A 24,763-nucleotide genomic window follows, 5' to 3' on the forward strand; every position below is an offset into this window, starting at 1 on the left:
GGTGGTGCCTCGGTCTTGCGGGCAATCAACCCGCGGCGGTGTCCGTGCATTACAATGCCAAGCATCCCGTCAAGGCATTTCTAAAGGAGTCTCGCCTTGAATAACAACTGGTTTCAGAAGGCGGCCATCTGGCTGGTGATTGCCTTGGTGCTGTTCACCGTCTTCAAGCAGTTCGACAAGCCGCGCACCCAAGAGGGTGTGACGTACTCGCAATTCATGGATGACGCGAAGGCCGGCAAGGTCAAACGTGTCGAAGTCCAGGGCCGCACGCTGTTGGTCACGCCCAACGAGGGCAACAAATATTCCATCATCTCGCCCGGCGACATCTGGATGGTGGGCGACCTGATGAAGTACGGCGTGCAGGTGACCGGCAAGGCAGAAGAAGAGCAAGGTGTGCTTCTCACCGCGCTTTACTACCTCGGCCCCACGTTGCTGATCATCGTGTTCTGGTTCTACATGATGCGGCAGATGCAGGGCGGCGGGAAAGGCGGCGCCTTCTCGTTCGGCAAATCGCGGGCGCGGTTGATCGATGAGAACAACAACAGCGTCACGTTTGCTGACGTGGCAGGCTGTGACGAGTCCAAGGAGGAAGTCGTCGAGCTGGTTGACTTCCTGAAGGATCCGCAGAAATTCCAGAAGCTGGGCGGGCGCATCCCCCGCGGCGTACTGCTGGTGGGTCCTCCGGGTACCGGTAAGACGCTGCTGGCTCGCGCCATTGCCGGCGAAGCCAAGGTGCCGTTCTTCAGCATTTCCGGTTCGGACTTCGTTGAAATGTTCGTTGGCGTGGGCGCAGCCCGCGTGCGCGACATGTTCGAAAACGCCAAGAAGCAGGCCCCCTGCATCGTGTTTATCGATGAAATCGATGCGGTTGGCCGTCATCGTGGCGCGGGCATGGGCGGCGGCAACGACGAGCGCGAGCAGACCCTGAACCAGATGCTGGTCGAGATGGACGGCTTCGAGGCCAACTCGGGCGTCATCGTGATCGCGGCGACCAACCGTGCAGATGTGCTCGACAAGGCGCTGCTGCGTCCGGGCCGCTTCGACCGTCAGGTCTACGTTGGGCTGCCTGACATTCGCGGCCGCGAGCAGATTCTCAAGGTGCACATGCGCAAGGTGCCTATCGGCAACGACGTTGATGCATCGGTGCTGGCGCGCGGTACCCCGGGCTTTTCGGGTGCCGATCTGGCCAACTTGGTCAACGAAGCTGCGTTGTTTGCTGCACGCCGTAACAAGCGCGTGGTCGACATGCAGGACTTCGAAGATGCAAAGGACAAGATCTTCATGGGGCCGGAGCGCAAGTCGGCTGTGATCCGCGAAGAGGAACGCCGCGCTACGGCGTACCACGAGTCGGGTCACGCGGTGGTGGCCAAGCTGCTGCCGAAGGCTGATCCAGTGCACAAGGTCACGATCATGCCGCGCGGCTGGGCTGGCGGTCTGACATGGCAACTGCCGGAGCACGACAAGCACTATGCCTATAAGGACACGATGCTCGAAGAGGTCGCGATTCTGTTCGGTGGCCGTGCTGCAGAAGAGGTGTTCCTGGGTGCGATGAGCACCGGTGCTTCCAACGACTTCGAACGTGCCACCAAGATGGCCCGCGACATGGTGACGCGCTATGGCATGAGCGATGCGCTTGGCACCATGGTCTACGTCGATACGGAGCAGGACGGTTTCTTCGGCCGCATGGCATCCAAGACGGTGTCTGAGGCCACGCAGCAGAAGGTGGATTCGGAAATCCGCCGCATCGTCGACGAGCAATACGCCCTGGCCAAGGGGCTGCTGGAAGCGAATCGCGAAAAGGTTGAAGCCATGACTGCGGCGCTGCTCGAGTGGGAAACCATCGACGCCGATCAGGTCAACGACATCATGGACGGCAAGCCGCCGCGCCCGCCGCGCTACGGCTCGACCGGCGGTGGCAGCACCCCGCCGGGTGGTGGTACGCCGGCTGGTGTGAATCCGGGCAACGTGCCTGCCACGGCCTGATGACTCGTTAGTTTGTCGCCCCGGCGGTGACACAGAAGAGCCGGTGCAAACGCACCGGCTTTTTTGTTGGCGCTTTCCGGCATGCCTGGCGTAGCATTCCGGTCCTGCGCAGCATTTCCATCGATCTATCTTGTCCGCTTCCAATTCCACCACAACGCACTTCCAGTGCGGACGTTTCCGTTACGCACGTAACCGGCGTCCGCTGGTGATGGGCATTCTCAACGTCACGCCCGATTCATTCTCCGATGGAGGGCAGCACGCCACGCGCGATGCGGCCTTGCGCCATGCTGAAAAACTGATCGCAGAAGGCGTCGACATGATCGACATTGGTGGCGAATCGAGCAGGCCTGGTGCCGAACCGTTGAGCCTGCAAGCCGAGTTGGATCGCGTGATGCCCATCGTCGAGGCGCTGCGCGAATGCGGCAAACCGTTGTCCATCGATACTTACAAGCCCGAGGTGATGCGCGCCACGCTGGATGCAGGCGCCGATCTGATCAACGATATCTGGGGCTTTCGCCGGCCTGGCGCGATTGAAGCAGTGGCCAAGGGCGACGCGGGCCTGTGTGTCATGCACATGCAGCGTGACCCTGAAACGATGCAGGAATCGCCCAGCTATGCGGACCTGATGGGCGAGGTTGATACCTTCCTGTGTTCGCAAACGGAGGCGCTGATGGCCGCTGGCGTGGCGGTTGAGCGTATTTCGCTCGATCCGGGATTTGGTTTTGGCAAAACGCCGGATCACAATCTCACCATGCTCAATCGCTTGGCGGAGTTCAATCGGATCGGTTTGCCGCTGCTCGTTGGTTTATCGCGCAAATCGACGCTCGGCGCTGTGCTGGGTGGCAAGCCGCCGGCCGAGCGCGTGGCGGCCAGTGTAGCGGCCGCATTGCTGGCCGCAGAGCGAGGCGCGTTCATCGTGCGTGTGCACGACGTGCGGCCAACGGTGGAAGCGATTCAATTGTGGTGGGCGATGCGTCATGAACGCGTCGATCCGCCAGTCGCCTGAGAGCCGCCCCGGCCTCACGCGGCTGGGGGTCAAGCAAATAGAGGATTGCCCGGCGATGGCCGGCGCCTTACAAACAAAGAAAGAAACATTCTCCAGGAGAGACTCCCAATGTCCAGGAAGTATTTCGGCACCGACGGCATCCGTGGGCGTGTCGGTGAAAGCCCGATCACGCCGGATTTCGTGTTGCGCCTTGGGTATGCAGCAGGCCGTGTGCTGGCCCATGGCGGAGAGGCGCACGGCCATGGCCGTCCCACCGTGCTGATCGGCAAGGACACGCGCCTGTCGGGCTACATGCTGGAAGCCGCGTTGGAAGCGGGCTTTACCGCAGCCGGTGTTGACGTCCTGATGAGCGGGCCGCTGCCCACGCCGGGTGTGGCGTATCTCACGCGCGCACTGCGGCTGTCGGCGGGGGTGGTGATTTCTGCGTCACATAACCCGTATTACGACAACGGCATCAAGTTTTTCTCAGCCACCGGCGACAAGCTGCCGGACGAAACCGAACTGCAGATTGAGGCCGAGCTGGAAAGGCCGATGGAGTACGCAGCCTCAGACGCGTTGGGCCGTGCCCGTCGTATCGAGGATGCCGCTGGCCGCTACATTGAGTTCTGCAAGAGCACGTTCCCCAGCGACCTGAACCTGTTCGGCATGAAGGTCGTGCTGGACAGCGCGCATGGCGCGGCCTATCACATCGCACCGCACGTCTTCCATGAGCTGGGTGCGGACGTCGTGTCGATCGGCAACCAGCCGAATGGTCGCAACATCAACGACGGTTATGGCGCGACGGCGCCAGGCAAGTTGGTCGAGGCCACGCGCGAGCATGGGGCCGACATCGGCCTGGCCTTCGACGGCGATGCCGACCGCCTGCAGGTGGTGGACCGCAATGGCCGGCTCTACAACGGCGACGAACTGCTCTACGTCATGGTGCAGGCGCGCCGCGCGGCGGGCCAGACGGTGCCGGGTGCGGTCGGCACGCTCATGACCAATCTTGCTGTGGAGCTGGCGCTCAAGGCGCAGGGCGTTGAATTCGTGCGCGCCAAGGTGGGCGACCGCTACGTGCTGGAAGAGCTGAAGAAGAATGGTTGGCTCCTGGGCGGCGAAGGGTCGGGCCACTTGCTCTGCCTGGATAAGCACAGCACGGGCGACGGCATCATCTCGGCGCTGCAGGTGCTTGCGGCATTGCGTCGCAGCGGTCAGACGCTGGACCAGATGCTGGACGGCGTGCGCCTGTTCCCGCAAAAGCTCATCAATGTGCGGGTCGAAAAGGGTTTCGACTGGAAATCGCACGCTGGCCTGCAAGCGGCGCTGAAGACCAGCGAGGCAGAGCTTGACGGCAAGGGGCGGGTGCTGATTCGTCCGTCGGGTACGGAGCCGGTCGTCCGCGTGATGGTGGAAGCGCAGGACGCAGAGCTGGCCAACCAACATGCGGAGCGTCTTGCCGCGACGTTGCAGTAAGCTCCTGCCCTGTCAAGTCAGCGAGCAAGAAAGCGGCCTTCGGGCCGCTTTTTTTATGCGCGCGGGTCGACTTTCATGCTCTGCAGGTCAGTTATGAGAAGTTTTCGTGTTGTCACAGAACTGTCATCCAAGCCGCCTAAAGTTCGGATGTCAAAAATCTGTCATCGCTCAACCGCTCCTCTGGAGAACTCATGAAACTGGTCAAAACCGCAATCGCTGGCGTGGCTGCACTCGCTTTCGCTGGTGCCGCATTTGCTGTAGACATCACTGGCGCAGGTGCAACGTTCCCGGCACCCGTCTACAACAAGTGGGCGGCCGACTACAACAAGGCGACCCAAACCAAGGTGAACTACCAAGGTATCGGCTCGTCGGGCGGCATCAAGCAGATCACCGCCAAGACCGTCGACTTCGGCGCATCGGACATGCCGCTGAAGGACGAGGAGTTGAACAAGGATGGCCTGATCCAGTTCCCGACCGTGATCGGCGGCGTGGTGCCTGTGATCAATCTGCCGGGCGTGAAGCCGGGCGAGCTGACGCTGAACGGCCAGTTGCTGGGTGATATCTACCTGGGCAAGATCAAGAAGTGGAATGATCCGGCCATCGCCAAGCTGAATCCGAAGGCCAAGCTGCCGGACCAGGACATCCTGGTGGTGCGCCGTGCTGACGGTTCGGGCACCTCGTTCATCTTCACGAACTACCTGTCGAAGGTGAATACTGAGTGGAAGAGCAAGGTCGGTGAAGGCACGACCGTGAACTGGCCCACCGGTACGGGCGGCAAGGGCAACGAAGGCGTGGCTGCGTTCGTGCAGCGTCTGGGTGGTGCAGTGGGCTACGTTGAGTACGCCTACGCCAAGCAGAACAAGATGACGTACGTGAACCTGCAGAACAAGTCGGGCGCCGTGGTGCAACCGACCGCTGAAGCCTTCAAGGCTGCGGCTGCTGGCGCCGAGTGGAGCAAGTCGTACTACCAGATCCTGACGGACGAACCGGGCAAGGACGCATGGCCGATCGCTGGTGCGACGTTCATCCTGCTGCACAAGACGCAAGCCAAGCCGGCGCAGGGCGCTGAAGTCATGAAGTTCTTCGACTGGGCCTACAAGGGTGGCGATGAGGCTGCCAAGGGCCTGGACTACGTGCCGCTGCCGGACGCTGTGAAGAACCAGATCCGCGCAACGTGGAAGTCGAGCGTGAAGGATGCATCGGGTAAGGTTGTCTACAACCAATGATGGTTGCCTGCTGCATCAGGGTTCGTAAGTAGGTGCAGCACAAGGTGCGGGAGGGCGGTACGAATCGGCCGCCCGCACCATTTCAAAAGCTTCTTTCTCGGCTGACCGGTTTCCCTCATGGCCACGCTCTCTGATTCCTCTGGCGCTTCCCGTATGCGAGCACCCAGCCGCCTTGGCGATCTGGTGTTCGGCGGTCTGACCCGCCTTGCCGCAATCGTTACGCTGTTACTGCTGGGCGGCATCATCATCTCGCTCATCATCAGCTCCTGGCCCACGATTCAGAAATTCGGCCTGTCGTTCCTGTGGAATTCGGAGTGGGATCCACCCTCCGATATTTATGGCGCGCTGGTGCCCGTCTACGGCACGCTGGTCACGTCGCTGATCGCGCTCATCATTGCCGTGCCCGTGAGCTTCGGCATTGCGCTGTTTTTGACCGAGCTGTCGCCGGCGTGGCTGCGCCGACCGCTGGGTACCGCCATCGAGCTGCTCGCTGCAGTGCCGTCCATCGTGTACGGCATGTGGGGTCTGCTCGTGTTTGCTCCGATCTTCGGCGAATACTTTCAAAAACCGCTGGCCGCGACCGTCGGCAAGATCCCGTTCATCGGGGTGCTGTTCCAAGGAGCGCCGATCGGCATCGGCCTGCTGTGCGCTGGGGTGATCCTGGCGATCATGATCATCCCGTACATTTCGGCGGTGATGCGCGACGTGTTCGAAATTACGCCGACGCTGCTCAAGGAATCTGCCTACGGCGTGGGCTGCACGACGTGGGAAGTCATGTGGAACGTGGTGCTGCCGTACACCAAGGCGGGGGTGATCGGCGGTGTGATGTTGGGCCTGGGCCGCGCGCTGGGCGAGACCATGGCTGTGACGTTCGTAATCGGCAACACCAACCTGCTGTCCGATCCATCGTTGTTCTCGCCGGGCAACAGCATTACGTCGGCGCTGGCCAATGAATTTGCGGAAGCGGGGCAGGGCCTGCATACCGCGGCGCTCATGGAGCTGGGCTTGATCCTGTTCGTCATCACGTTCATCGTGCTGGCGGCCTCCAAGTTGCTGCTTCTGCGCCTGCAGAAGAGCGAGGGGCAAAAGTGAACCAACGCGATCTGCCTGACGCTATGAGACCCAACACCATGCGTACGTCTTCCATTCCTGCCGTCCGCGCCGACTCTGAAAAGGTCAAGGCACGCCTGCAGGCCCGCCGCCGCAACGTCAACTGGATTGCGCTGGCGCTGTCGCTTGCCGCCATGGCGTTCGGCCTGGTGTGGCTGGCATGGATTCTGTGGACCACGCTGTCGCTGGGTGTGGGCGGCCTGTCGATGTCGCTCTTCACTGAGATGACACCGGCGCCCAACACCCCGGGAGGCGGCCTTGCCAACGCCATCGCAGGGTCGTTCTTGCTGGTGGGCATGGCCACGCTGGTCGGTACGCCGCTGGGCATCCTGGCGGGCATTTATCTTGCCGAATACGGCAAGACTTCAATGCTTGCGAGCGCCACCCGCTTCATCAATGACATCCTGCTGTCGGCGCCGTCCATCGTGATCGGCCTGTTCGTGTATGCCGTCGTGGTGGCGCGCGTGCAGCACTTCTCGGGTATCGCCGGCGTGCTTGCACTCGCGCTGCTGCAGATTCCGATCGTGGTACGGACCACCGAAAACATGCTGAACCTGGTGCCCAACGCGATGCGTGAAGCTGCCATGGCGCTTGGCACGCCCAAGTGGAAGATGATCCTGTCGATTACGCTCAAGGCGTCGTATGCCGGCGTGATTACCGGTGTGCTGCTGGCCATCGCCCGCATTGCCGGTGAAACCGCGCCGCTGCTCTTTACCGCGTTGAACAATCAGTTCTGGAGCTTGGATCTGAATCAGCCGGTGGCCACGCTGCCGACCGTGATCTTCAAGTTTGCGATGAGCCCGTTCCCCGAGTGGCAGCAATTGGCCTGGGCCGGGGTGTTCCTGATTACGCTGGGTGTGCTGGGGCTGAACGTCCTTGCGCGTGCCTTGTTCACCAAGAAATGACCATGACTGCTACGTCCCTCGAAGTGCGCACGCAAAGCCCGAAGATCGATGTTCGCGACCTGAACTTCTACTACGGCAAGTTCCACGCGCTGAAGAACATCTCGCTGCAGATTCCCGAGAAGCAGGTGACGGCGTTCATCGGTCCGTCGGGCTGCGGCAAGTCGACACTCCTGCGTACGTTCAACAAGATGTACGCGCTGTATCCGGAGCAGCGCGCCGAAGGCCAGATCAACATGGACGGCGAGAACCTGCTGACCTCGCGCATGGACATCGCCCTGTTGCGTGCCAAGGTCGGCATGGTGTTTCAGAAGCCGACGCCGTTCCCGATGTCGATCTACGACAACATCGCGTTTGGTGTGAAGCTGTTCGAGCGCCTGTCGCGTTCCGAAATGGACGACCGCGTGGAATGGGCGCTCACCAAGGCCGCGTTGTGGAATGAAGTGAAGGACAAGCTTAACCAGTCGGGCTACGGCTTGTCGGGTGGTCAGCAGCAGCGTCTGTGTATCGCGCGCGGCATTGCCATCCGCCCTGAAGTGCTGCTGCTGGACGAGCCGTGCTCGGCGCTGGACCCGATTTCCACGGGCAAGATCGAAGAGCTGATCGCCGAACTGAAAGACGACTACACGGTCGTCATCGTCACGCACAACATGCAACAGGCGGCGCGTTGCTCCGACTACACGGCGTACATGTACCTGGGTGAGTTGATCGAATTCGGCGATACCGAAAAGATCTTCATCAAGCCGCAGCGCAAAGAAACAGAAGACTACATTACCGGCCGCTTCGGCTGACCTGCAACAACGCTGAAGCTGAAGCGACAAGGAGAAACCGATGTCTGAGAAGCATCTGTCATCGCAGTTTGACACCGACCTGACCTCCATCAGCACCAAGGTGCTGCAGATGGGCGGTCTGGTGGAAGCACAGATTGCACGCGCCATGCGTGCGCTGGCCAATTTCGACATCGCCATGTGCGATCAAGTCATGGCCGTGGAGCTGGAAATCAACGCGCTCGAGATCGAGATCGACAGCGATTGCAACAACATCATCGCGCGCCGCCAACCGACCGCACGTGACCTGCGTTTGGTGATGGCCATCTCCAAGACCATCACCAACCTCGAGCGTGCCGGCGACGAAGCCGAGAAGATCGCCAAGCGCACCAAGCGCATCATGCAAGACCCGTCGGCACATGCACTGAACTACGCCGGTGTGGAGCGCTCGGGTGAGATGGCCGCGACCATCCTGCGTCATGCGCTGGACGCCTTCGCGCGCCTGGATACCGCTGCTGCTGTGTCGATCCTGCAGGAAGACAAGGCCATCGATGAGGAATTCCGCGGCTTCATGCGCGAACTCATCACGTACATGATGGAGAACCCGCGCACGATTTCGGTGGCGCTGGATCTGCTGTTCATTGCCAAGGCTATCGAGCGTATTGGCGATCACGCCAAAAACATCGCCGAGTTTATTATCTACATCGTCAAGGGAACGGACGTCCGGCATGCTTCGCGTGAAGCGCTGGAACGCGAGATCCTGGGTGAGTAAAAGGGCAGGACTGGAGACGTGAGCATGCCGAGCAGTATTCTCGTCGTAGAAGACGAACCGGCGATCGCTGAACTGATCGCCGTCAACCTGCAGCACGCAGGTCACTACCCGATCCGCGCATACAACGCCGAGCAGGCGCTGTCGCTGATGAGCGATGTGCTGCCCGACCTCGTCCTGCTCGATTGGATGCTGCCGGGCAAGTCAGGCGTGATGTTCGCCAAGGAGCTGCGCGCCAACGAGCGCACGCGCCAGATCCCGATCATCATGCTGACGGCCCGCAGCGAAGAGCAGGACAAGATCATGGGCCTCGACAGTGGCGCCGACGATTACGTCACGAAGCCGTTCTCGCCCAAGGAATTGTTGGCCCGCATCAAGGCGGTTCTGCGCCGCCGGGCGCCGCAGCTGACCGACGACGTGGTGGCCATCAACGGTCTGAAGCTGGACCCTGCCACGCACCGTGTGACGGCCACGAACGTCGAAGCAGAAAACCCGATCAAGCTGGATCTCGGTCCGACGGAGTTCCGATTGCTGCATTTCCTGATGACGCATCCGGAGCGCGTGCACAGCCGCTCGCAGCTGCTCGACCAAGTGTGGGGTGACCACGTGTTCGTCGAAGAGCGCACGGTGGATGTGCACATCAAGCGTCTGCGCGCGGCGCTCGCTCCGGGTGGCTACAGCAACATGATCGAAACCGTGCGCGGCAGCGGCTATCGCCTGGCGCGCAATCCGGGGCAATAACGTAGCAGTCAGACGATCGCGCGAGCGGGGGGATCCATCGCGCGTTCACACGTCCGTCGCGGTCCAGCGCTTAGAATGCCTTCATGAACGTCTTCTGGACCCGCTTTGCCGTCTTTGCCGCCCTGATGGGCATTGTCACGGCATGCCTCTATCTCTTCGTCGACCACGTGGTTGCGCTGGCCGTGCTCAGTGCAATGCTGCTGGCGATGCTCCTCTATTACATCTATCAGATCCAACGCCTGTGGCGCGTGCTGGACTCGCCCGCCTATGGCGAGATCCCCAGCGCGCTGGGTCTGTGGGGCGAGGTCTACTACCGCCTGCACCGGTTGATGAAGGCCTGGCGCACCCAGGTGCTGCAGGTTGAGCAACAGCACAGCCGCTTCATCCAGGCCATCCAGGCTTCGCCCAACGGCGTGCTCATGCTTGACGGTGAAGACCAGATCGAATGGTGCAACGCGGTGGCGGAAGAGCACTTCGGCCTCTCTGCCAAGCGTGATTTGCGTCAACGCATTACCCACCTGATTCGCCGACCGGAGTTCGTGCGCTACCTGGCGCGCGGCGAGTTCGAGGAGCCGCTCACCATGCATGACGTGGGCCCGCACAAGCAAAGCATCATTTCTGCCCAGATTTTGCCGTATGGCGAAGACCGCAAGTTGTTGGTGTCGCAGGACATCACCAAGTTGGAGAACACCGAAGCGATGCGCCGCGATTTCGTGGCCAACGTCTCGCACGAGCTGAAGACGCCGCTGACTGTGCTCTCGGGTTTTCTTGAGACGGTGCGCGACCTACCGCTGCCGGAAGAAGACAAGAGGCGCTACCTGGACATGATGCATACGCAGGCCATGCGCATGCAGCATCTGGTGGAAGACTTGCTGGCGCTCGCCACGCTGGAAGGCAATTCCGAGCCGCCGTCATTGGCGCCCGTGCCGATGCAACGCATGATGCTGCAGCTCCAGCACGATATCGAAGCGCTGTCTGCGGGCCGGCACACCGTCAGCATGACATGCGACCCAGCCGTGAGCGTGTGCGGCGCCGAGCTTGAATTGCTTTCCGCGTTCAGCAATCTGGCATCCAACGCGGTGCGCTATACACCGGATGGCGGCACGATCCGCCTGGATTGGGGCGTGCGTGATGGGCACGCGGTGTACTCCGTCACCGACACAGGGATCGGCATTGCGCCCGAACATATTCCGCGCTTGACCGAGCGTTTCTATCGCGTGGACCGCAGCCGTTCACGCGACACCGGCGGCACCGGGCTGGGGTTGGCCATTGTGAAGCACGTGCTGTCACGCCACGGTGGGGAACTGCAGGTGACCAGCGAGCACGGCAAGGGCAGCACCTTCCGCGCCGTGTTCCCGCCGGAACGCACGGTGGTGCGCAGTGCCAGTGTTACCGATGAACGCGTGGCCTGAACGCTGGTTCTTTCCATCCATTGAACGCAAAAAAACGCACGCTGTTGAGCGTGCGTTTTTGTTTGCAGGCACGGGCTGGCGGATCAGCCCGCGGAGATCTCCACCGGCGCGCGCACCGTCGGTTCCGCAGCCGTTGCCGCCGCCACTGCGGCAGCCGTCTCCGCCGCCGCGGCAGCCTGCGGCGAGAAGTGGTTCAGCAGTTCCAGCTGGCTGATGCGCACGTGCTTGCCACGCGTCTGGCGCTGCACGTAGCTGCCATCCTGCTGCATGACCCATGCCGACGCGTTGTCGCGCAGATGCACCTGCAGGCTTTCCCTGATGACGCGCGCCTTGAGCTTGCGGTCGAGCACGGGGAACGCCACTTCCACGCGGCGGAACAGGTTGCGGTCCATCCAGTCCGCGCTTGAGAGATAGACGACTTCCTCGCCGCCAGCATGGAAGTAATAGACGCGGTGGTGCTCAAGGAAGCGCCCGACGATGGAGCGCACGCTGATGTTTTCCGACAGCCCTGGCACGCCCGGCTTGAGGCCACATACTCCGCGCACGATCAGGTCGACCTTCACGCCTGCGCGCGAGGCCTTGTACAGCTCGTCGATGATGGCCGGCTCCAGCAGCGCGTTCATCTTGCCGATGATGCGCGCACGTTTGCCTGCGCGAGCGGCACGCGCTTCGGCTCGGATGTGCTCGATCAGGTTGTCGTGCATCGTGAACGGCGAGTGCCACAGATGATGCAGCTTGATCTGCGCGCCCGTGCCCGTGAGCAACTGGAACACGTGATGCACGTCTTCGCAGATCTGCTCGTTGGCCGTCATCAGGCCGAAGTCGGTGTAGAGGCGGGCGGTCTTGGGGTGGTAGTTTCCCGTGCCCAGGTGCGCGTAGCGGCGCAGCTTGACCGCCTTGCCCTTGCCGGACACCTCACGACGCACCACCAGCAGCATCTTTGCGTGACACTTGTGGCCCACCACGCCATACACGACATGGGCGCCGGCCGATTCAAGCTGGTCCGCCCAGTTGATGTTCGTCTCTTCGTCAAAGCGCGCGAGCAGTTCGACGACAACGGTCACCTCCTTGCCGTTGCGCGCCGCTTTGATGAGCGCTTCCATCACCGTGGATTCGTTGCCGGTACGGTAGACAGTCTGCTTGATGGCAACCACGTCCGGGTCGCGCGCAGCTTGCTGCAGCAATTCCAGCACGGGCGTGAAGCTTTCGTACGGATGGTGCAGCAGGATGTCACCCTGGCGGATGGCGTCGAACACGTTCGAGCTGTTGGCGATCTGCCGCACCGTGGCCGGCACGTGCGGCGGGTACTTCAGCACCGGTTTGTCAACCATGTCAGGCACCTGCAGCAGGCGCACCAGATTCACAGGGCCCTTGACGCGGTAGCAGTCCGCATCGGTCAGCCCGAACTCCTGAAGCAGCCGCACCACCAGTGCCGGCGATGTGTCGTGCGCGAGTTCCAGACGCACCGCGTCGCCAAAATGGCGCGTGGACAGTTCGCCCTGAAGCGCTTCGCGCAAGTCCGTGATTTCATCTTCCGACACGAACAAGTCGGAGTTGCGCGTCACGCGGAATTGATAACAGCCGTGTACGTCGATCTGCGGAAACAGCTCATGCACAAAGCCCTGCATGAACGACGACAGCAGCACGAACCCGTACTGGTAGCCCGAGAGTTCCGGCGGCATCTGCACAAGCCGCGGCAGGGCGCGCGGCGCCTGCACGATGGCCAGTTCAGCCTCACGGCCGAAGGCATCCTTGCCCGACAGCTCGATGATGAAGTTCAGGCTCTTGTTGAGCACGCGTGGGAAGGGGTGAGCCGGGTCCAGCGCCATCGGCGTCAGGATGGGCACCAGTTCGCGCTGGAAGAAACTGCGGCACCAGGCGCGCTGGGCTTCATTCCAGTTGGTCGTCATGTGGAAGAAGACGCCTTCCTTCTCCAGCAAGGGCAGGATCTCGTCTTGCAACATGGCATACTGTTGCGCGACCAGTTGCCGCACACGCTCCGAGACCACGCCAAAAGCCTGCTGCACCGACAGCCCGTCAGGCGTGACCGATGAAGGGTTGTCGCGCATCTGTTCCTTCAATCCGGCAATGCGGATTTCAAAGAACTCATCGAGATTGCTCGACACGATGCAGATGAATTTCAGCCGCTCCATCAGCGGCACACCCGGGTCAGCAGCCTGGGCGAGCACACGGGCGTTGAATTCCAGGATGCCCAGTTCGCGATTGAGCAGATCGCCCGCGGGCAATGTCGACATGTTGTGTTCAGACGGATGACGATCCGGCCACTTTTTCATAATTCAGTGTCAAATTTGTGACACATTGGATTTGTCACGTTCGGGACACAATAAAGACATATTTTGTTGCGCATTGTTTCGAACGACAATACTCCGCGCCCCTGATTTTGCTCCTCTCCCGTTTTCATTCATGAGTCCCACCCCCCGTCTGCTGGCTGCTGTCGACATGGGCTCCAACAGCTTCCGGCTGATGATCGGCCGCGTCGACGAAACCCCTGGTGGTACCCAGATATTCCAGGTCGATGCGCTGCGCGAACCCGTGCGTTTGGCCGCCGGGCTTACGCAAGATAAATACCTGGATCAACCGGCACGCCGGCGTGGCGTCGATGCGTTGCGCCGCTTTGGCGATCGCTTGCGTGATTTCCCGCCGGAACATGTACGTGCCGTGGCCACCAACACCTTGCGCGTGGCCAAGAATGCGCAGGAATTCCTGATCGAGGCGGAAGCCGCCCTCGGGTTTCCCATCGAGGTGATTGCCGGCCGCGAAGAGGCACGGCTGATCTATCTCGGTGCATCGCATGACGCACCGGCGTGCCAGGGCAACCGGCTCGTCGTCGACATCGGTGGCGGCTCCACGGAGTTCATCATCGGCAATGGCTACAAGCCCAAGCTGATGGAGTCGCTGTACATCGGTTGCGTTTCGCACAGCCGGCATTTCTTTCCGAACGGTAACGTTGATGAATATGCGATGAAGCAGGCCGAGCTGGCGGCGCGTCGCGAGATCCAGGTGCTCGTGCAGCAATACCGCACGGCGGGCTGGAACCAGGCCGTCGGGTCATCGGGTACGGCGCGCGCGCTGGCCGAGCTGATCGAGCTGAACGGCTTCAATGACAAGAGTAACGAGCACGGCATCACGCGCGAAGGACTGGAGCGCCTGAAGCGCGCGCTCGTCAAGTCGGAGAACACCAACCGACTGAAGCTCAATGGTCTGAAGGCGGACCGGATTCCGGTGCTGCCGGGCGGCTTGTCGATCATGCTCGGCGTGTTTGCAGAGCTCGATGTCGACCGCATGGACGTGACCGATGGCGCCTTGCGCCTGGGCGTGCTGTATGACCTGCTCGGCCGTACGCACCACGAAGACATGCGCACGGTGACGATCGAGCAGTTCATGCGCCGCTACAGCGTCGACCGTGCGCAGGCGAGCCGCGTTCGCGATGCGGCAACCGCGCTGCTGTCACAGTTTCCCGATCCGCCCGACGAGCGCCGTGAAGACAATCTCGCGCTGCTGGGTTGGGCGGCAAACCTGCACGAGATCGGTATGAGCATCTCGCACAGCGGGTATCACAAGCATTCAGCGTACATTGCCAGCCATGCCGATATGCCGGGCTTCTCCAAGACCGACCAGGCGCGCCTTGCGACGCTGCTGCTAGGCCATGCCGGCAAGTTGGGCAAGCTCTCGGGCGGCGGCAAGTTCCTGGATTGGCGGATGCTGTTCAGCCTGCGTCTGGCGTTTGTGCTGTGCCGGCGGCGGGGAGCGATCCAACTGCCGGGCCTGCGCGTGCGCCATAGTGAGGGCGAGCTGAACGAAGGCGGTTTCGAGGTCGAGCTGCCGAAAAGTTGGATCGAGCAGAACCCGCTTGTGGAATACAGCCTGATGAAGGAAGCCGATGAGTGGCAGCGCATCGGCCGCCGCTACAAGGTGGTGTACGTGTAAGGCGTCTTGCCGCATCCAAAGCAAAACGGCCCGGAGTGACCCGGGCCGTTTTCTTTTGCGCGGCGCTGTTCGGAGTGATATCTGATATCAGCCGCGCAGGAAGTGCCGTGCGTAACGCGGGTTGATGTCCGACAGACGCAGCAGCGTGAGGAAGTCGGCGACGTTGAAGTCGGGGTCCCACGCCGGTGCGCCGCAGATGCGTGCGCCCAGACGCAGATAGCCCTTCACGAGCGCGGGCGGCTCGACTTCCAGATCCTGGTTCAGCTCATCTACCGGCAGCGCCACGCGCGGGAAGGCGTGGTACTCGATCGGTGCGAGCGAGCCGTCGTCAACGAAGCTGCGATACAGGCTTGCGGCAAAGTGCCCGCCATCGCCCATCGACACGCTTGCGCAGCCCAGCATCGACTCGAAGCCGTAGCGTTGCATGTACTCGCCCAGGCCGGCCCAGAGCGCCATGATGACGCTGCCCGAGCGGTAATCGCGGTGCACGCACGAGCGGCCGAGTTCTACCATCTTCGGGCGCAGGTGCGTCAGGCGAACGAGGTCGAACTCCGATTCGGAATACAGGCAGCCGATCTGCTTGGCGGCGTCCGGGCGCAGCACGCGATAGGTGCCGACCACGCGCAGCGTCTTCTGGTCGCGCACGATCAGGTGGTCGCACACCGCGTCGAACATGTCGACGTCGAGTTCAGTGTGGGCCGAGGGCAGGCGGGCGCCCATTTCTTCGGCAAACACCTTGTAGCGCAGGCGCTGCGCTTCGGTCACTTCATCCTGATGGCGCGCCCACGAAACGGCCAGAACAGGTTTGTCACGCGCCGGAACAGCGTCGGGTGAGCGAGGAAGGCCCCTCCGTGCGTTGCCCAGATTCAGGCTCGGCAGTGCGTCGATCAACGGCTGAGTGGGCGTCGGCAGGTCTCGCATTCGTGCATCCCCAAGGGTGGATTTCGGGGCGATTCTAGAGACGCTGCGTGACAGATCCGCGACAAAAGCGTGTCAATCGTGACCGTTGCGTGAATTTTGCGTGGCGATGCTGTGACGAGGGCGATGTGTCACACGAGATCGGGATTGACCACCGCGCGCAACACCGTCTGGGCTTCGTCTTCGCGCATGCGGCGGCACAGCCACCATACGCCGGCTTTCTTCACGCTCCAGTCCATCTCCGTGCCTGCGATGAGCAAGCTGGCAAGACGGCCCAGCCACGGCTGATGGCCGACCAGCAGCAGGTTCGTATTCGAGGGCCAGTCCAACGCGTCAAGGATCGCACTGACATCGGCGCCGGGCGCAAGCGCGGTCAGCGTCTGGAAATGCTCGGTGAGGGCGCGCGCGGTCTGTTGCGTGCGTACGGCAGGGCTGGCGAGCACGAGTGTGCCGTCCGGCAAGCGGGGGCGCAGCCAGTTGGCCATCTTCTCGGCTTGCTTGTGACCGCGCTTGGTGAGTTCTCTCTGCAGATCGGTGTTGCGCTGGATGCGCAGCGATGCGGCCACGTCTTCGGCTTCAGCGTGGCGCCACAGGATGAGGTTCATGGAGAAGTGAGCGGCATTGCCTGGATGCGGATGCTGTCTTTATAGCATCGTCAGATGACATCACGAGCTGCACCGAACCGCGCCAAAACAAAAACGGCCTACGTGGTCAACGTAAGCCGTTTTTGTTTGCTGCTCAATTCTGGTCGGGGCGGCAGGATTTGAACCCGCGGTCTTCCGGTCCCAAACCGGACGCGTTACCAGACTACGCTACGCCCCGAAGACCGCGATTGTACCGCTTTCGCAACACGCCGGTCAAATCAGAGTTCGGACAATCATGCCGAGCGCCACGGCGCCCGCAAATGCAGCGAATCCTTGCTGCAGGGCAGGCCCCGCCAAACGCCGCGCAAAGCGCCGGCCCACCAGCATGCCCGTCAACGCGCCGGCCGCAAACGGCAGCGCGATATGCCAATCGACATGCCCGCCAATGGCCGAGGCGACCACACCGCCCGTCGACACCAGCGCAATGACCGCCAACGAGGTGGCGACGATGGTTTGCATCGGCAGATCGGTCGCGCGGCGCAATGCGGGCACGATGACAAAGCCGCCGCCCACACCAAGCAATCCCGACAGGAAGCCTGCGCCCACGCCCGACGCGGCCAATGCACGCGCGCACGGCAGCGTCCAGACCAGCTTGGCCGTGGTGGTATCAAGGTGACAGGGTGGTGCGGATCGTCTTGGCTGGGGTTCGGTCGATGGCGCGGCGCGTGCTTGCCGAAACATGCGCAGCGCCACGTAGGCGAGCACCACTGCAAACAGCAGCGTGAGCGGCGTGTTCGGCACGCGGTGCGCAACCCAGATGCCGAACGGCGAGATCACCACGCCGCATAGCGCCATCAGCCCGGCGGCCTTGTAGCGAACCCTGCCTTCCCGCAAGCCGAGCATCGCGCCCAGCCCGGCGGACAGTCCCACCGCCAGCAGTGCAATCGGCGCAGCCTGCTGCACCGACAGGTGCAATCCGAAGATCAGCAGCGGCACCGCGACAATGGCCCCGCCCGCGCCCGTCAGCGCCAGAATGAGCCCCACCACAGAGCCCAGCCCCGCGCTGATGATCCAGCCCGCTTCGATTGGCGACATGATCATTGTCCCGCCATCTTCTTCAAGACCTTGCCGCAGTACAGCTCGGAGAGTGTCTGCATGATCTGGATGACCTCGAAGCTGGCGAGCCGGTAGTAGATGTATTTGCCTTCGCGCCGCGTGGTGACAAGGCCCTCGTCACGCAGCACGCCCAACTGCTGCGACAGGCTGGGCTGACGCAGGCCGACCAGTGCCTCCAGCTCGCCGACATTGCGCTCGCCTTGCGTGAGTTGGCAGAGCAGCAGCAGACGGTCTTCGTGGGCCATGGCCTTGAGCACGGCGCACGCCTGCGAGGCCGAGGCGCGCAGCATGGAAATGGCCGCCGCGGGCAGCGGCACAACATCGGGACTGGCAGTGGAATGACTCATCGGGGCGCCGTCGAGGTTTCTGTTCGCGCTGTTTGCACTATTGGCAGACAGAATGTCAGGCGATATTCTATAAAAATATAGATTGTTCGGGAACGTTCACCATGCATGCCCAGATCGAATCCTTTTTCGACGCCGATACCTGCACCATGACCTACGTGGTGCACGCGGGCCCCGGCACGGCCTGCGCCGTGATCGACTCGGTACTCGACTACGACCCGAAATCGGGCCGCACGACGACCCGCTCAGCCGACCGCGTTGCCGCGTTCATCGAAGCGCAGGACTTGCGCATCGAATGGCTGCTGGAGACGCACGCGCATGCCGATCACCTGTCGGCCGCGCCGTATCTGCGGGGGCGCTTCGGCGGGCGCATCGCCATCGGGGAGCGCATTCGCGTCGTGCAGGGTGTGTTCAAGCCGATCTTCAATCTCGAGCCCTCATTCCTGCTCGATGGCTCGCAGTTCGATCATTTGTTCGCGCCCGACGAGGTGTTCCATATCGGCAATCTGGAAGCCAAGGCGCTGGCCGTGCCGGGTCACACGCCGGCAGACATGGCGTATCAGGTGGGCGATGCAGTGTTTGTGGGCGACACGTTGTTCATGCCGGACGTGGGCACGGCGCGCTGCGATTTTCCGGGTGGGAACGCGGGCACGTTGTATCAGTCGATCCGCCGCCTGCTGGATTTCCCGCCGCACACGCAGCTCTACATGTGCCACGACTATCCGCCCGCCGGCCGTGAAGCCATCTGCCACACAACAGTGGCCGAGCAGCGCCGCGCCAACATTCATGTGCGCGATGGCGTGACCGAGGCTGAGTTCGTGCAGATGCGCACGCAGCGCGACGCCACGCTCGGCATGCCCACGCTGATGCTGCCAGCCATCCAGGTGAACATTCGCGCGGGCATGTTGCCCCCGGCCGAGCCGAATGGCGTGCAGTACCTCAAGATTCCGCTGAACGCGCTGTAACCGGTCAGGGCGCGAGCAGCGCGGCACGCGCGGCGCTCAAGACCTGGCGGCTGAATTCATCCAGCAGCGCGGATGCCGCCCGCGCATGCTGCCAATACAGCGGAACGTCCAACGGCGTATCCGCCACCAGCTCGACGAGCGAGCCGTCTTCAAGATGCTGCGCAATCAGCGCATGCGGATGCAGCCCCCATCCCATGCCGGCCACGGCCGCGGTCACAAACGCCTTTGACGACGGCAACAGATGGCGCGGCATTTCTACATGCCGATGGCACAGGCGCCTTGCCCAGGTTGCCTGCAGCGCATCTTTCGTGTTGAACACGAGGCAGGGCGCCTTCGCCAACGAACCTGCGCCGACGCCGTCTGCGAAATGTTCGCGCACGAAAGCCGGGCTGGCCGCAGCCAGATAACGCATGGCTCCGAGTGGGCGGCTGTTGCAGCCTGTGGTCGGCCGCGCCGTGGCCGTCACGGCAGCCAGCACGGCGCCGCTGCGCAGCCATTCGCTGGTGTGATCCTGGTCGTCAACCGCCACCTCCATCAACACCGGATGTGCTGCTGCGAACGTGGCGATGGTCGGCGCGAGCCAGGTCGCCAGGCTGTCCGCGTTCACGGCAATCGGCAGCGCAACGCGGGCGACACCTTCTGGTGCCAGTGTCGGCAACGCGCCTTGCAGTTCCTGTTCGAGCAGGCGAACGCGGTCTACGTGCTGGCACAGCCGCCGGCCGGTTTCAGTCGGGCGGCACGGCTGATCACGCACCACGAGCGCGCAGCCAACGCGTTCTTCCAGCAACCGAATCCGTTGCGAAATGGCCGATGGCGTGACATTGAGTGCGCGGGCAGCCCGCTCGAAGCTGCCTTCTCGGATGACGGCAGCCAAAGCCGCCAAAGCGGAATAGTCGAGCACAAAGATTAGTAAAACTGAATTGGATGAAGGAAAGATAGTTTGTCTTCATCAAGCCGGACCGGCAAGCTGCGCGCATGACAACATCGATTGCGACTTCCTCTTCCGTGTTCCTGCAGGGCTTGGCCCTGAGCCTGGGGCTGATCGTGGCCATTGGCGCGCAAAACGCGTTCGTGCTGCGCCAGGGGCTGCGCCGTGAGCACGTGGGCAGCGTGGTGCTGTTCTGTGCGATGGCGGATGCGCTGCTGGTCCTGGCGGGCGTGCTTGGCATGGCGCACGCATTGGGCGAGCGGCCCAGTCTCGCGCGCATTCTTGCGTTGGCGGGTGCCGCATTCCTGCTGCTGTACGGGTTGCAGGCACTGCGGCGCGCACGGCATTCCAGCCGGTTACGGGCCGCCGCAGATGGCGATGGTCTCAGCCGAGGCGCGGCGTTGGCACAGGCGGCGGCTTTTACGTTGCTCAATCCGCACGTCTATCTAGATACGGTGTTGCTCGTGGGCAGCATTGGCGCTCAGCAGGCCGCGGCATTGCGTGGCTGGTTTGTGGCGGGTGCAGGTTCGGCCAGCCTGTTCTGGTTCGTGACGCTGGGGTTTGGTGCGCGTTGGCTCGCGCCCTGGTTTGCCCGGCCGAGAGCATGGCAGGTGCTGGACGGGTTGATTGGCGTGACGATGCTGGTGCTGTCTGCCTTGCTGCTGCGTCATGCGCTGGGCGGGGTTTGAGTCGATTCCGTTACCGTAACGCCGCCGCCGTCTGCATGCCCTTGCGCACACGGAGCACACCCAGCGATTTCAACAACGCATGCCCCTGCAGCGTCACGCGCGGCGCGGTCACCCCCGGGCTAGGGCGTTCCAGCGTGAGCAGTTGCAGTGCCAGCAGCGTTTCAACGTCCACCGTATCCAGATCGCGCGGCTGCGAGTCGCCACATACCAAAACCAGCGTCGCGATTTCGTGGGGGCTCAGCATCATTGTCTCCAGCTTGATTGGTATGGGGCGGCGCCCGTTTTGTCGCGCGGATGGCGTTTGTACAAGGCCGTGTGCAAGCGCTACTGCATGGCCTGCATCGGAAGGTGCCCACAGCCGATCTGCGGAGTGCTGTCAGACGATCTGAAGTGCGTTTCCTTTGGCTCTGACGCCGGCATTTTCAGCGTCGGGCGCGGGGGAGGACGCAATTGCCATTCCCGAGACCGCGATGCGGCGCCCACGAACACGTATGTGTTTCGCTGCCTATGGCGCATTCAGCACGACATGGAGGCGAGGAGTCGAGATGACGACCTGGTCGGGAAGCTGGCGAGGGCCAGCGGGCTTGGCCGCACGCAGCGATGACGAACGCCGACACGTTCGAGCGCGTCTCGGAATAGTCGCGCGCCTCAGCCGCGCTTTCTTGCCGGGCGCGTCGGCGGTTCTGCAGCGGGCTGCTTGAGCGGTCGCATGTTCATCTTGTCGAAGACGCGGCGGGCGCGTTCGGCGCAGTCTTCACCGTCGGCCTCATGGTCGACTTCGCGAATGAGCGCAAGCAGGTCGCGCTTGTTTTGCGCCAGGTGCTGCTCAAGCACATCAATTTCCGCCACTTTGCGGCGTAGGGCCAGCAGCAGTTCTTCGCGTGGCCACGCGCCCTGGTGTCCGGGCAGCAGGGCGCGAATTTCTTCGAGCGAGAACCCCGCGCTTTGCGCGCGCAGGATGATCTCCAGCCGCGTTACGGATTCTAGTGCGTATTCCCGATACCCATTGGATTGCCGCTCAGCCGGCTGCAACAGGCCGCTGGCTTCATAAAACCGGATGCGGGAGGCGGCCACGCCGCTCAGGCGGGCCAATTCACCAATCTTCATGTGCGTGCTCCGCAGGCTTGACATTCAAGTTGACTTTAAGCTTAGGGTTCAGGTGTCGTCAAACGTCGAATCCCGATAGGGGATGCCACCCATGAAGCTCTTCACGCCCCTCGTTCTGCCCAACGGCGCGGTGATCCCGAATCGCCTGGCCAAAGCCGCCATGGAAGAAAACATGGCCGATGCCGATCACGCGCCGTCGGACGCGCTGCTGCGCCTGTATGAAGCGTGGGCCGCAGGCGGCGCCGGCTTGATCCTGACCGGCAACGTGATGGTCGACCACCGCGCCATGACCGGCCCCAACGGTGTCGTGCTGGAAGACGGCGCGCATCTGGAGCGCTTCCGCCGCTGGGCGCAGGTCGCGCGGGCGCATGGCGCGCATGCGTGGGTCCAGATCAACCATCCGGGGCGCCAGATGCCGGCATCGCTCGGGCAACCGACGCTGGCGCCGTCGGCGGTTCCCCTCGCGCTTGGCGCGCTGTCCAAGCAGTTCCCGGTACCGCGTGAGATGACTGAGGCGGATATCCGCGAAGTCCAGCAGCGCTTCACGCGCAGCGCGCAACTGGCCGAGCAGAGCGGCTTCACCGGTGTGCAGATCCACGCAGCCCATGGCTACCTGCTGAGCCAGTTCCTTTCACCTATTTCGAACCTCCGGCAGGACCAGTGGGGCGGTCCGATCGAGAACCGCGCGCGCCTGCTGCTCGATATTGTGCGCAGCGTGCGCGCCGCTGTGTCGCCGCAGTTTGTGGTGGCGGTCAAGCTGAACTCCGCCGATTTCCAGCGCGGCGGCTTCAGCCCGGACGATGCAAAGCAGGTGGTCGAGTTGCTCAATCCGCTGGGTGTCGATCTGGTGGAACTGTCCGGCGGCAGCTATGAAGTGCCCGCCATGCAAGGGCAGGCGCGCGACGGCCGCACGCTCGCCCGCGAAGCGTATTTCCTGGAATTTGCGCGCGACATTGCTGCCATTGCGCGCATGCCGCTGATGGTCACGGGCGGCATCCGGCGCCGGGCGGTGGCGGAGCAGGTGGTCGACAGCGGTGTCGATATGGTCGGCATTGCGACTGCGCTGTCCATCGACCCCAATCTGCCGCGCGACTGGGCGGGCGGCAAGAACAGCGCGCCGGTGCTGCAGCCCATCACATGGAAGAACAAGGCGCTGGGCGCACTCGCCAACATGGCTGTCGTCAAGTTCCAGCTCAGCCGGCTGAGCAAGGGGCGCACGACGGCCCCCGGCGTGTCGCCCCTGCGGGCGCTGATCGAACAGCAACTGGCCGCGGCCTGCCAGTCGCGGCGCTATCGCCGGTGGGCGGCGCAACGTCAGGCGCGCTAGCCGTATTTTCTGACCGGACGGGCGCGGCCTTAACGGTGCGCCGCGTCTCTTGTAGATTCATGTTTTGCCTGACCGATCGGAAAGCACGACATGAAACACGTCACTCTGCCCAACGGCGAACGCGTCCCTGCACTCGGCATGGGCACCTGGAACATGGGCGACGACCGCGCCACGCGCGCCGAAGAAATCGCCACGCTGCGCCTGGGCCTCGACCTGGGTTTGCGCCTGATCGACACCGCCGAGATGTACGGCGAAGGCCTCTCCGAATCGTTGATTGGCGAGGCCATTGCCGGGCGGCGCGATGAGGTCTTTCTCGTCAGCAAGGTCTATCCGCACAACGCGAGCCGGCGCGGTATTGCTGCCGCGTGCGAGCGCAGCCTGCGCCGCCTCGGCACTGATCGCCTCGATCTGTACCTGCTGCACTGGCGCGGCGATGTGCCGTTCGAAGAAACATTGGAAGGCCTGCGGGCCCTGCAGCGCGACGGCAAGATCCGCCAATACGGCGTGAGCAATCTCGACCTGTCCGACATGGAGGAATGGTGGGACGCGCCCGGCGGCGATCAGATTGCCGTCAACCAGCTGCTCTACAACCTCAGCCGGCGCGGTATCGAATGGGATTTGTTGCCCTGGCTGCGCGAGCGCCGTGTGCCGGTGATGGCCTATTCGCCCATCGAGCAGGCGCGGCTCGTTCGGCATCCGAAGCTGGTGCACTTCGCGCAGGCGTGCGGCATGACGCCGGCACAGGTGGCGCTCGCGTGGCTGCTGGCGCGCGACGGCATCATCGCGATTCCCAAGACCGGCCACCGTGACCGGTTGCGCGAGAACATCGGCGCGCTGTCGCACACGCTCACGGCTGAGCAGCTTGCAACACTGGACAGCATCTTCCCGCCGCCCAAAGGGCCGCGCGCGTTGGAGATGCTCTAAGCGTCCTAAGCGCGCTAAGTGCTCAGCGCGACTTCGCCAGGTAGCGCTCGTGGTCGACGTAGCCCATCAGGTAGACGCGGGCTTTCTCGCGGGTGTCTTTGGTGACGCGGTCGGCTGCCTTGCGCGCGCCGGATGAAGACATCGACGCGCTCAGGTGGTCGCGGAAACCGTCGTGCATGGTGCGCAGATCGCCCTCGCAGGCATCGAGCGCGGAGGCGACCACGGACTTCGTCTGCGTGGTGCCCGGCACGCCGCTATCGGCCTGGCGCTGCACGCACGCCATGTAGTTGGCGCGCAGCACCTGCCAGCCGTTGTCTGCGCTGGCGTCGGTGGTTGCCGCAGCGGCGGTGGGCGAATCAACGGGCTGCTGTTGCGGGTGCGATGCGCACGCACCGAGCAAGGCCAGCAGGACGAGAGACGGGCAGGTGAGGGCTTTTTTCATGGCATGGACTGTACTGCACGGCCCCGCTGCTTGCGCTATGCGAAGTCGACCGGGATGCACGCCGTAACATTTGGAAACGAAAAAAGGGTGCTGACGAGACGCC

24 protein-coding genes and 1 tRNA gene are annotated in these 24,763 nt (G+C 62.9%); 15 read left to right on the forward strand and 10 right to left on the reverse strand.

From position 1 onward, the window contains the following. The first annotated feature begins 96 nt into the window (after window positions 1–96). The 10 genes from ftsH (at window position 97) to phoR (ending at window position 11,368) form a co-directional block, all read left to right on the forward strand. A complete protein-coding gene (ftsH, locus tag ACTJK4_RS12210; RefSeq protein WP_232040334.1) occupies window positions 97–1,983 on the forward strand; it encodes an ATP-dependent zinc metalloprotease FtsH in 1,887 nt (628 codons plus the stop codon). A 130-nt stretch (window positions 1,984–2,113) separates the two neighbouring features. After that, a complete protein-coding gene (folP, locus tag ACTJK4_RS12215; RefSeq protein ID WP_440818017.1) occupies window positions 2,114–2,989 on the forward strand; it encodes a dihydropteroate synthase in 876 nt (291 codons plus the stop codon). A 108-nt stretch (window positions 2,990–3,097) separates the two neighbouring features. Next, window positions 3,098–4,441 (forward strand): phosphoglucosamine mutase, encoded by a 1,344-nt coding sequence (glmM, locus tag ACTJK4_RS12220; RefSeq protein WP_260802311.1) that lies wholly within the window; start codon window positions 3,098–3,100, stop codon window positions 4,439–4,441. A 191-nt stretch (window positions 4,442–4,632) separates the two neighbouring features. After that, entirely contained in the window at window positions 4,633–5,667 is a 1,035-nt protein-coding gene (gene pstS / locus ACTJK4_RS12225; protein ID WP_232040331.1) for a phosphate ABC transporter substrate-binding protein PstS, read from the forward strand. A gap of 117 nt (window positions 5,668–5,784) precedes the next feature. Continuing rightward, window positions 5,785–6,759, forward strand: coding sequence for a phosphate ABC transporter permease PstC (gene pstC, locus ACTJK4_RS12230; RefSeq protein WP_232040330.1), 975 nt, complete (start codon window positions 5,785–5,787; stop codon window positions 6,757–6,759). A gap of 38 nt (window positions 6,760–6,797) precedes the next feature. Continuing rightward, a complete protein-coding gene (gene pstA, locus ACTJK4_RS12235) occupies window positions 6,798–7,682 on the forward strand; it encodes a phosphate ABC transporter permease PstA (protein ID WP_440818018.1) in 885 nt (294 codons plus the stop codon). Then, complete coding sequence (gene pstB / locus ACTJK4_RS12240) at window positions 7,679–8,470, forward strand: phosphate ABC transporter ATP-binding protein PstB (protein ID WP_004634243.1); 792 nt, start codon at window positions 7,679–7,681, stop codon at window positions 8,468–8,470. Before pstA ends, pstB begins: the two co-directional genes overlap by 4 nt. Before the next feature lie 40 nt (window positions 8,471–8,510). Then, entirely contained in the window at window positions 8,511–9,218 is a 708-nt protein-coding gene (gene phoU / locus ACTJK4_RS12245) for a phosphate signaling complex protein PhoU (RefSeq protein WP_232040328.1), read from the forward strand. Window positions 9,219–9,242: 24 nt separating this feature from the next. Next, window positions 9,243–9,956, forward strand: a complete 714-nt coding sequence (phoB, locus tag ACTJK4_RS12250) for a phosphate regulon transcriptional regulator PhoB (protein ID WP_004634238.1) — start codon at window positions 9,243–9,245, stop codon at window positions 9,954–9,956. 83 nt (window positions 9,957–10,039) lie between these two features. After that, on the forward strand, window positions 10,040–11,368 hold the full coding sequence (gene phoR / locus ACTJK4_RS12255) for a phosphate regulon sensor histidine kinase PhoR (protein ID WP_260802313.1): 1,329 nt from the start codon (window positions 10,040–10,042) through the stop codon (window positions 11,366–11,368). Window positions 11,369–11,451: 83 nt separating this feature from the next. On the opposite strand, the gene ppk1 is transcribed toward phoR, so the two are convergent. Then, window positions 11,452–13,623 (reverse strand): polyphosphate kinase 1, encoded by a 2,172-nt coding sequence (gene ppk1 / locus ACTJK4_RS12260; protein ID WP_232040326.1) that lies wholly within the window; start codon window positions 13,621–13,623, stop codon window positions 11,452–11,454. Between the two features lie 169 nt (window positions 13,624–13,792). Here ppk1 and ppx point away from each other — a divergent pair, with 169 nt between their 5' ends. Next, complete coding sequence (gene ppx, locus ACTJK4_RS12265; RefSeq protein ID WP_232040325.1) at window positions 13,793–15,316, forward strand: exopolyphosphatase; 1,524 nt, start codon at window positions 13,793–13,795, stop codon at window positions 15,314–15,316. An 87-nt stretch (window positions 15,317–15,403) separates the two neighbouring features. Here the strand turns inward: ppx and ACTJK4_RS12270 are convergent, their stop codons facing one another. The 5 genes from ACTJK4_RS12270 to ACTJK4_RS12290 form a co-directional block, all read right to left on the reverse strand. Next, on the reverse strand, window positions 15,404–16,237 hold the full coding sequence (locus tag ACTJK4_RS12270; protein ID WP_092969910.1) for a GNAT family N-acetyltransferase: 834 nt from the start codon (window positions 16,235–16,237) through the stop codon (window positions 15,404–15,406). 128 nt (window positions 16,238–16,365) lie between these two features. Next, window positions 16,366–16,839 carry a phosphohistidine phosphatase SixA gene (gene sixA, locus ACTJK4_RS12275; protein ID WP_232040324.1) on the reverse strand — a complete coding sequence of 158 codons (474 nt, stop codon included), beginning with the start codon at window positions 16,837–16,839 and terminating at the stop codon, window positions 16,366–16,368. A 140-nt stretch (window positions 16,840–16,979) separates the two neighbouring features. Then, window positions 16,980–17,056 (reverse strand) — tRNA-Pro (locus tag ACTJK4_RS12280). 35 nt (window positions 17,057–17,091) lie between these two features. Then, the gene (locus ACTJK4_RS12285) at window positions 17,092–17,913 is read right to left on the reverse strand and encodes a sulfite exporter TauE/SafE family protein (protein WP_433864567.1); all 822 of its coding nucleotides are present in this window, start codon (window positions 17,911–17,913) and stop codon (window positions 17,092–17,094) included. 2 nt (window positions 17,914–17,915) lie between these two features. Continuing rightward, entirely contained in the window at window positions 17,916–18,281 is a 366-nt protein-coding gene (locus ACTJK4_RS12290) for an ArsR/SmtB family transcription factor (RefSeq protein ID WP_440818019.1), read from the reverse strand. Window positions 18,282–18,382: 101 nt separating this feature from the next. Here ACTJK4_RS12290 and ACTJK4_RS12295 point away from each other — a divergent pair, with 101 nt between their 5' ends. Next, on the forward strand, window positions 18,383–19,243 hold the full coding sequence (locus ACTJK4_RS12295) for an MBL fold metallo-hydrolase (RefSeq protein ID WP_440818020.1): 861 nt from the start codon (window positions 18,383–18,385) through the stop codon (window positions 19,241–19,243). A 4-nt stretch (window positions 19,244–19,247) separates the two neighbouring features. Here ACTJK4_RS12295 and ACTJK4_RS12300 read toward each other — a convergent pair whose 3' ends face one another. Continuing rightward, window positions 19,248–20,144 carry a LysR family transcriptional regulator ArgP gene (locus ACTJK4_RS12300; protein WP_440818021.1) on the reverse strand — a complete coding sequence of 299 codons (897 nt, stop codon included), beginning with the start codon at window positions 20,142–20,144 and terminating at the stop codon, window positions 19,248–19,250. Window positions 20,145–20,218: 74 nt separating this feature from the next. Here ACTJK4_RS12300 and ACTJK4_RS12305 point away from each other — a divergent pair, with 74 nt between their 5' ends. Then, complete coding sequence (locus ACTJK4_RS12305; RefSeq protein ID WP_440818022.1) at window positions 20,219–20,860, forward strand: LysE/ArgO family amino acid transporter; 642 nt, start codon at window positions 20,219–20,221, stop codon at window positions 20,858–20,860. 10 nt (window positions 20,861–20,870) lie between these two features. Here ACTJK4_RS12305 and ACTJK4_RS12310 read toward each other — a convergent pair whose 3' ends face one another. Both ACTJK4_RS12310 and ACTJK4_RS12315 read right to left on the reverse strand, forming a co-directional pair. Continuing rightward, window positions 20,871–21,107 carry a hypothetical protein gene (locus ACTJK4_RS12310; protein ID WP_440818023.1) on the reverse strand — a complete coding sequence of 79 codons (237 nt, stop codon included), beginning with the start codon at window positions 21,105–21,107 and terminating at the stop codon, window positions 20,871–20,873. A gap of 401 nt (window positions 21,108–21,508) precedes the next feature. Beyond that, entirely contained in the window at window positions 21,509–21,967 is a 459-nt protein-coding gene (locus ACTJK4_RS12315; RefSeq protein WP_440818024.1) for a MerR family transcriptional regulator, read from the reverse strand. A 91-nt stretch (window positions 21,968–22,058) separates the two neighbouring features. Here ACTJK4_RS12315 and ACTJK4_RS12320 point away from each other — a divergent pair, with 91 nt between their 5' ends. Further along, the gene (locus ACTJK4_RS12320) at window positions 22,059–23,294 is read left to right on the forward strand and encodes an NADH:flavin oxidoreductase/NADH oxidase family protein (protein ID WP_232040316.1); all 1,236 of its coding nucleotides are present in this window, start codon (window positions 22,059–22,061) and stop codon (window positions 23,292–23,294) included. Window positions 23,295–23,384: 90 nt separating this feature from the next. Then, window positions 23,385–24,218 carry an aldo/keto reductase gene (locus ACTJK4_RS12325; RefSeq protein WP_440818025.1) on the forward strand — a complete coding sequence of 278 codons (834 nt, stop codon included), beginning with the start codon at window positions 23,385–23,387 and terminating at the stop codon, window positions 24,216–24,218. Window positions 24,219–24,240: 22 nt separating this feature from the next. Here the strand turns inward: ACTJK4_RS12325 and ACTJK4_RS12330 are convergent, their stop codons facing one another. Continuing rightward, window positions 24,241–24,660: a hypothetical protein gene (locus ACTJK4_RS12330; protein WP_232040314.1), complete on the reverse strand. Its 420-nt coding sequence runs from the start codon at window positions 24,658–24,660 to the stop codon at window positions 24,241–24,243. Between the last annotated feature and the right edge of the window lie 103 nt (window positions 24,661–24,763).

Origin of the sequence: Ralstonia sp. 22111, from assembly GCF_052045895.1 — a bacterium.
GTDB lineage: Bacteria > Pseudomonadota > Gammaproteobacteria > Burkholderiales > Burkholderiaceae > Ralstonia > Ralstonia wenshanensis.